Annotated in this window: 5 protein-coding genes; 4 read left to right on the forward strand and 1 reads right to left on the reverse strand. The window is 67.1% G+C overall.

Annotated features, from left to right (window positions below):
* The first annotated feature begins 11 nt into the window (after window positions 1-11).
* The 4 genes from xdhB (at window position 12) to LCI23_RS18115 (ending at window position 6,464) form a co-directional block, all read left to right on the forward strand.
* Window positions 12-2,363, forward strand: coding sequence for a xanthine dehydrogenase molybdopterin binding subunit (xdhB, locus tag LCI23_RS18100; protein WP_224947848.1), 2,352 nt, complete (start codon window positions 12-14; stop codon window positions 2,361-2,363).
* On the forward strand, window positions 2,363-3,451 hold the full coding sequence (gene xdhC, locus LCI23_RS18105; protein WP_224947849.1) for a xanthine dehydrogenase accessory protein XdhC: 1,089 nt from the start codon (window positions 2,363-2,365) through the stop codon (window positions 3,449-3,451). The genes xdhB and xdhC overlap by 1 nt, the downstream gene beginning before the upstream one ends.
* A complete protein-coding gene (guaD, locus tag LCI23_RS18110; RefSeq protein ID WP_224947850.1) occupies window positions 3,451-4,761 on the forward strand; it encodes a guanine deaminase in 1,311 nt (436 codons plus the stop codon). The genes xdhC and guaD overlap by 1 nt, the downstream gene beginning before the upstream one ends.
* 197 nt (window positions 4,762-4,958) lie before the next feature.
* The gene (locus tag LCI23_RS18115) at window positions 4,959-6,464 is read left to right on the forward strand and encodes an adenosine deaminase (RefSeq protein WP_224947851.1); all 1,506 of its coding nucleotides are present in this window, start codon (window positions 4,959-4,961) and stop codon (window positions 6,462-6,464) included.
* Window positions 6,465-6,652: 188 nt separating this feature from the next.
* Here the strand turns inward: LCI23_RS18115 and LCI23_RS18120 are convergent.
* Window positions 6,653-6,851, reverse strand: a 199-nt coding sequence (locus LCI23_RS18120; RefSeq protein ID WP_224947852.1) for a hypothetical protein, incomplete at its 5' end; no start/stop codon positions are given.

Consider the following 6,851-nt stretch of genomic DNA (forward strand, 5'->3'; position numbering starts at 1 on the left):
AAGGACACACCATGAACGACGCAGGCACCCCCATCCTCGCCGGGCAGGCCGCTGCCCAGGGCAGCGAAGCGTGGAGCGAAGTCGGCCGTGCGCGCCCGCACGAATCGGCCGTGCTGCACGTGCTCGGCCAGGCCACCTATACCGACGATATCCCGGAACTGGCCGGCACCCTGCACGCCGCGCTCGGGCTGTCGAGCCGTCCGCATGCACGCATCCGCGGCATCGAGCTCGCCGCGGTCGCCGCCAGCCGCGGCGTGCTGGCGGTGCTCACGGCGCAAGACATCCCCGGCCTGAACGACTGCGGCCCGATCATCCACGACGACCCGATCCTGGCCGACGGCCTGGTCCAGTACGTGGGCCAGCCGATCTTCGTCGTCATCGCCGACAGCCACGACAACGCGCGCCGCGCGGCGCGGCTGGCGAACATCGACTACGAAGACCTGCCCGCCATCCTGACGCCGCAGGCGGCGCGCGCCGCCCGGTCCTTCGTGCTGCCGCCGATGCGCCTGGCGCGCGGCGACGCCGAGGCAGCGTTTGCCGGCGCCCCGCACCACGTGCGCGGCGAGCTGCACGTGGGCGGGCAGGAACAGTTCTACCTCGAAGGCCAGATCGCCTATGCGATTCCGGGCGAGGACCGCGGCATGCACGTGTACTGCTCGACCCAGCACCCGAGCGAGATGCAGCACGTGGTGGCGCACGCGCTCGGCCTGCATTCGCACCACGTGACGGTGGAATGCCGTCGCATGGGCGGGGGCTTCGGCGGCAAGGAATCGCAGTCGGCCCTGTGGGCGGCGGCGGCGGCGATCGCAGCAAGCGCAATGCGCCGCCCGGTCAAGCTGCGCGCCGACCGCGACGACGACATGCTGGTCACCGGCAAGCGCCACTGCTTCCACTACGCATACGAAGTCGGCTACGATGCGCAGGGGCGCATCCTGGCCGCGAAGGTGGACATGGTCAGCCGCGCCGGCTATTCGGCCGACCTGTCCGGCCCGGTGGCCACGCGCGCCGTCTGCCACTTCGACAATGCCTATTACCTGTCGGACGTCGAGATCCGCGCCGCCTGCGGCAAGACCAATACCCAGTCGAACACCGCCTTCCGCGGCTTCGGCGGGCCGCAGGGCGCGATCGCGATCGAGTACGTGATCGACGAGATCGCGCGTCACCTCGGCCGCGACCCGCTCGACATCCGCCGCCTGAATTTCTACGGCAAGCAGGAGCGCAACCTCACGCCCTACGGCCAGGAGATCGTCGACAACGTGATCCACGAACTGGTGGACGAGCTGGAAGGCAGCAGCGACTACCGCGCCCGCCGCGCCGCCATCGAGGCCTTCAACAAGACCAGCCCGGTGCTGAAGAAGGGCCTGGCGCTGACGCCGGTGAAATTCGGCATCGCCTTCAACGTCACCCACCTGAACCAGGCCGGCGCCCTGGTCCATGTCTACGTGGACGGTTCGATCCTGGTGAACCACGGCGGCACCGAGATGGGGCAGGGCATCAACACCAAGGTGATGCAGGTGGTGGCGCACGAGCTGGGCGTGAACCTGGAACGGGTGCGCGCCACCGCCACCAACACCAGCAAGGTGGCCAACACCTCGGCCACCGCGGCATCCACCGGCGCCGACCTGAACGGCAAGGCCGCGCAGGACGCGGCGCGCACCATCCGCGACCGGCTGGCAGCCTTCGTGGCATCGCAGTTCGGCGGCGATCCATCGGAAGTGCGTTTTGCCGACGACACCGTGTTCGTGAACGGAGAAGCGCTGCGCTTCGGCGAAGTGGTGGCCAAGGCCTACCTGGCGCGGGTGCAATTGTGGTCGGACGGCTTCTACGCCACCCCCGGCCTGCACTGGGACCCGAAGACCATGAACGGCCGTCCGTTCTCCTACTACGCCTATGGCGCGGCGGTGTCGGAAGTCGTGGTCGATACCCTCACCGGCGAATGGAAGCTGGTGCGCGCCGATGCGCTCTACGACGCCGGCAATTCGCTCAACCCGGCAATCGACATCGGCCAGGTCGAAGGCGCCTTCATCCAGGGCATGGGCTGGCTCACCACCGAGGAATTGTGGTGGAACGGCGACGGCAAACTGATGACGCATGCGCCTTCGACCTACAAGATCCCGGGCGTGTCCGACTGCCCGCAGGACTTCCGGGTGCGCCTGTTCAAGAACCGCAACGTGGAGGACAGCATCCACCGCTCCAAGGCCGTGGGCGAGCCGCCGCTGCTGCTGCCGTTCTCGGTGTTCTTCGCGATCCGCGACGCGGTGTCCAGCGTCGGCGGGCACCGGGTGCAGCCGCCGCTGAATGCGCCGGCGACCTGCGAGGAAATCCTCAAGGCGGTGGCCTTCGTGGAAGCGGCGCTCGCCTGATGGACGACTGGCTGCCCGGGGAGCTGCGCGCGCCGGCCGTCCTGGTGACGGTCGCGCGCGTCGAGGGTTCCGTGCCGCGCGAGCCGGGCGCGCGCATGCTGGTCGACGCGGCAGGCTTTCGCGGCACCATCGGCGGCGGGCACCTGGAGCACCGGGCGCTGGAGATCGCGCGCGCGCTGCTGGCCGCAGGAGGGCAGGCGCGGCTGGAGCGCTTCCCGCTGGGGCCGAAGCTGGGGCAGTGCTGCGGCGGGATCGCGTGGCTGGCGTTTGAAATCGCGGATGCCGGGCAGCTCGCGCTGCTCGACAGGCGCCGCAACGAAGACACCTGGCGCATGGTATCCGTAGGGTGGGCGGGTCTCCCGCCCACGCGTTCATCGAAAGATGGCATTGCGGCTGCGCTGCCGCCAGTTGAACGCGTAGGCGGCGAAGCCGCCCACGCGACGTCCCTGATCGACGGCAGCGGGCGCATCCTCGCCGGCGCGGCTGTTCCCGCATTCGACCGCAGCGCCGGCACCCACATGTTCCAGGACGACACTGGCCGCCTGTGGCTGGTCGACGCGGTACTGGCCCCGCGCGCCCACCTGATGCTGTTCGGCGCCGGCCACGTTGGCGCCGCCATCGTGCGCGCCCTGGCCGGCTTGCCCTGCCGCGTCACCTGGGTCGACGAGCGCGACGACCTGTTCCCGGCCGGGCTGCCGGGCAACGTGACGGTCGAGGCCACCGACACGCCGCGGGCCCTTGTTGAAAAAGCGCCACAGGGAACCACCTTCCTGGTCATGACCCACAGCCACGCCCTTGACCTGGACCTGTCGCACGCGATACTGTCGCGCCCCGGCGCGCCTGATCACGACATTGCGGCGGACTGGTTCGGCCTGATCGGATCGTGCACCAAGCGCCGCCAGTTCGAGCACCGCCTGCGCGAGCGCGGCATCGCCGCCGCGCGCATCGCTGCGATGGTCTGCCCGGTCGGCATCCCCGGCATCGAGGGCAAGGCCCCGGCCGTGATCGCGGCCTCCGTGGCGGCCCAGCTGCTGACCGTATGGGAAGCGGCGGCCCGCCAACCTGACGTTTCAACGGAATCACACTAATGTCCACCGCACCACAAAACGTGCAAGCCTACCGTGCGAGCTTGCTGCACTTCCACGCCGACCCGGCCTTCGACGGCGACGCCCATGCCTGGCATGAAGATGGCCTGCTGGTGGTCGAGGACGGCCGCGTCAAGGCCGCCGGCGACCATGCGACGCTGGCCGGCACGCTGCCGGCCGGCCTGGTGCCGCACGACTACCGTGGCCACCTGATCACCCCGGGCTTCATCGACACCCACCTGCACTACCCACAGACCGACATGATCGCCTCGCCCAGCGAGGGCCTGCTGCCCTGGCTGGAGACCTATACCTTCCCAACCGAGCGGCGCTTTTCCGACCCGGTCCATGCGCGCGCGACCGCCGAGTTCTTCCTCGACGAGCTGCTGCGCTGTGGCACCACCACCGCGGTCGTGTACTGCACCGTGCATCCGGAATCGGTCGAGGCCTTTTTCGAGGCCAGCGAAGCGCGCAACCTGCGCATGGTGGCCGGCAAGGTGCTGATGGACCGCCACTGCCCGGACTTCCTGCGCGACCTCGAAGGCGGGGTGGGCGCGAGCGCCGCCCTGATCGAGAAGTGGCACAAGCGCGGCCGCCAGCTGTACGCGATCACGCCGCGCTTCGCGCCGACCTCGAGCGACGCCCAGCTGCAGGCGACGGCCGAGCTGGCGCGCAGCTATCCCGACACCTTCATCCAGACCCACGTCTCGGAAAACAAGGACGAATGCAAGTGGGTGGGCGAACTGCACCCGCAGGCGCGCAGCTACCTCGACGTGTACGAGCGCTTCGGCCTGATGCGTCCGCGCGCGCTGTTCGGCCACTGCATCTGGCTGGACGACGAGGACTTCGCGCGCATGGCGGCCACCGGCTCGGCGGCGTCGGTGTGCCCGACCTCCAACCTGTTCCTGGGCAGCGGCCTGTTCGACTTCGAGCGCGCCGACGGGGCGCGCACCCTGCTGTCGCTCGGCACCGACGTCGGCGCCGGCACCTCGTTCTCGATGCTGCAGACCATGAACGAAGCCTACACGGGGGCGCGCCTGAAAGGCAGCCACCTGCCGGCCCTGCGCATGTTCTACCTCGCCACCCTGGGCGCGGCGCGCGCCATGGACCTGGAAGGCACGATCGGCAGTTTCAAGCCGGGCGCGGAAGCGGACTTCGTCGTGCTCGACCCGAAGTCGACCCCGCTCCTGGCGCGCCGCACGGCGCAGCTGGAGTCGCTCGAGGAGCTGCTGTTCGCGCTGGCGCTGCTGGGGGACGACCGGGCGATCCGGGCGACGTATTCCGGTGGGGCGCTGGTGCATGTCCGTCGCGCCTGAGCTTGTAGGGTGGGCGGGTCTTCCCGCCCACGCGTCCAAGCAGCGCTGGCACTGACTGAACGCGTGGGCAAGGAACTTGCCCACCCTACGCCATGCGTACGACCTGCGATATTGCCAACGCTAACCCAAGCGTATAGAGTTGCGCGGTTCCCGCCGACACTTGCCGGCGCTCAACCCGCACCAGAAAGTCCCGATCCATGACCAATACACCGAGTGGCAGCCTGCTGCCGCGCCTTGCCCTGGCCCTGGCTGTCGCAGCCAGCCCGCAGGCCCTGGCCAAGGGCCCGGCCAAGGCCAATGCCAACGAAGCCGCCACTGCCCGTCACTACGCGGGCCTGATCGCCAGCGAGCCGAAACTGTCCGAGCTGACCCTGTTCTTCACCCGCATGCCCAAGGGCGGCGACCTGCACCACCACTATTCGGGTTCGGTATACGCCGAGTCCTATGTCGACTTCCTCGACAAGCAGGGCTACTGCGTCAACCGGCAGACCTACCGCATCGAAACGAAGCGGGAAGTGGTCGAGGCCGAGCGCGCCAAGCCGGCCGCCGAGCGCAGCTGCCTGTCCACGGCCGAGGTCCATGCCGACGACCACAGCTACCGCGAGCTGCTGCAGCGCTGGTCCACCAAGGATTTTTATAACCACGGGGCGCTGCAGCCGCCGCCCGACCGCGCCTTCTTCCAGACCTTCGGCTACTTCGGCCCGGTCTCGAACGCGAACTTCCGCGAGGGCCTGCAGGAGCTCAAGCAGCGCGCGATCCTGGAAAACGTCAGCTACATCGAAACGATGTTCAAGATGTCGCCCTTCGTCGTGAACAAGGAATTCGACGCCCAGGCCTGGCAGAACGCGCAGGACGACAAGGCCTTCGATGCCCAGATGGGGGCCTGGCTGGCGGTGCTGGAGCAGGATGCGGGCTTCCGCAAGTCCACCGAGGACTTCGTCAACAAGATCCATGAAGCGGCCGAAGGCATCGACGACGAGCGCTTCACCATGCGCTACCAGACCTATGTGGTGCGCCTGATGAATCCCTCGCAGGTGTTCTCCTCGATGGTGTCGGGCTTCAAGGCCGCCGCCATGAGCGACAAGATCGTGGGCGTGAACATCGTTGGCCAGGAGAGCACCATGGTCGCGATGCGCGACTATGCGCTGCACATGAAGATGTTCCGCTTCCTGAAGTCGCGCTTCCCGGAAGTGAAGGTGGCCCTGCACGCCGGCGAGCTGGCGCTGGGCGACGTGCCGCCGGAAGGCCTGAAGTTCCACATCGACCAGGCCCTGGTGGTGGCTGGCGCCAACCGCATCGGCCACGGCATCGACCTGGCGCACGAGACCAACGCGCCGGCCATCATGGCGAAGATGCGCAAGGACGACGTGCCGGTCGAGATCAACCTGACCTCGAACGCCTTCATCAGCGGCATCGAAGGCGCCAACCATCCGGTCACCCTGTACCGCAAGTACGGCGTGCCCTATGTGATCTCGACCGACGACGCCGGCGTGACCCGCCACACGCTGACCAACGAGTACGTCCTGTTTGCCAGCCGCTACAAGCCGGACTATGCCGAAGTGAAGAGGGCGTCCTACAACAGCATCCGGTATGCTTTCCTCCCGGCAGCAGAAAAAGCGCGACTGAGCCGCCAGCTCGACGAACGCTTCGCCCGCTTCGAGCACGAGGTGGCCAGCATGGCCAAGCAAGGCGCCGCCAGGTAGGGACGCGCTTGCCCACCAGGGTGCCTTGGCGAAAGGTCCATCCGTTGACGCGGCGGATGGGCCATCCTGCTCCGCACGCGCCAGTCAAAAATTAATATTGGTACATTTTTTGTGGTCTGCTCGCCACAGATCACCAAGCTCTCTCCGTGCTTTGGCGAAAAAACTTATCTAAATATTTCATAAAAGTATCACTTCCGTATAATCGCGCCTTGTGATTTGCCCGGAAACATCGTCCCCCACCCCAAATTCCCCCCTTTTTCGATGTATTTATAGGCTGTTCCTATAAATTTGCTTGGAAAAACGTATTTGTAGGATGGTGGAAGCTCATGCATATTTATTGCTGTTAACAAATATGCTTGAAGTTTTGGTAAGGGCGTGCGGGTGCAT

The sequence above is a fragment of the Massilia sp. MS-15 genome (assembly GCF_020176695.1).
Lineage (GTDB): Bacteria > Pseudomonadota > Gammaproteobacteria > Burkholderiales > Burkholderiaceae_D > Telluria > Telluria hydrophila.